Annotated in this window: 2 protein-coding genes; both read right to left on the bottom strand. The window is 56.4% G+C overall.

Annotation, left to right across the window (positions count from 1 at the left end; all coding sequences use genetic code 11):
• Positions 1-58 precede the first annotated feature (58 nt).
• A complete protein-coding gene (locus ACR0AP_RS20910; RefSeq protein WP_480509221.1) occupies positions 59-463 on the bottom strand; it encodes a DUF2520 domain-containing protein in 405 nt (134 codons plus the stop codon).
• Between the two features lie 68 nt (positions 464-531).
• Positions 532-1,092: a recombinase family protein gene (locus ACR0AP_RS20905; RefSeq protein ID WP_480509223.1), complete on the bottom strand. Its 561-nt coding sequence runs from the start codon at positions 1,090-1,092 to the stop codon at positions 532-534.
• Between the last annotated feature and the right edge of the window lie 10 nt (positions 1,093-1,102).

Below are 1,102 nucleotides of genomic sequence, written 5' to 3'. Positions count from 1 at the left end.
ACTAGTGAATCTACCCGACGACTGTATTATGCAGCGTAAGCGAAATTATGTTAAATCTCTACTGATCCAATCCTCGGCCCAAGCCTCCGTTTCCCTTTCGACCGTTTAATGTCGTACCGTTTCTCTTAAGGTTTCGCGCCAGTTCACTCAGGTCCTTGTAGAGGCTTCCGGCTGCGGGATGCCACTCGGATACATCTTCGCCCTGCGTCGTGACAACAAACTCGTCACCCCGTGACGCCGGGCCCGTCAGCGCGTCGCGAGGCCCGTGTGCTGACACGTTCTCACAGGTTCCGCGCAATAGATTTGCGTTCAGCTGCTGAGCAATCTCGTCCGGGACGCCGGACGCCGCCCAGGCTTCGCGGGCGATGGCTTGCAAGACCACGGTGAAGTTGTTCGAAATCACCGCTGCCGCATGATACAGGCTCTTTCTTTCCGAATTGATACGGAAACATTGCGCGCCCATTTGGGGTCACTGCATAAAAGTGACTTTATTGTCCGGCTCGCGCGAACTTAACCGGAACATCTGTATTTTCAGTCCGCTTTTTGGTCTCTGAGAGCATTGTAGAGGCTGGTTTTGCTGATTTTGAGGCGCGCTGCGGCCTCTCGGACCGTCAATCCATCGCTGATATGATCTCTGGCCTGCTGCAGTTTTTTGGGTGTTACGACAGGCTTGCGCCCGCCTTTTCTGCCGCGCGTTGCGGCAGCCTTCAATCCTGCCTGTGTGCGTTCGACAATAAGGTCGCGCTCAAACTGGGCAAGCGCGCCGAACAGATGGAACACCAGCGTGCCGCCGGTGGTGGTTGTGTCCACGCCTTCCGTCAGAGATTTGAAGCCAACGCCACGGTCCCCGAGATCTGTCACTGTTTCGACCAGGTGCTTCATTGACCGACCCAGGCGGTCGAGTTTCCAGACCACAAGCGTGTCGCCTTTGCGCAGAAAGGCCAGGGATTCATCGAGGCCAGGGCGTTCAGCTTTGGCGCCGGAGATGACATCTTCAAACACGGTTTCGCAGCCCGCAGCCTTGAGTGCGTCGACCTGTGGTTCCAGCTTTTGGTCTGTTGTCGAGACCCGCGCATCTCCAATCAGCGCCATGAAGATAACC

Source organism: Ruegeria sp. AF7 (assembly GCF_056541885.1).
The sequence above is the reverse complement of the archived record's forward strand: the minus strand, read 5'-3'. Positions and strand labels throughout refer to the sequence as shown.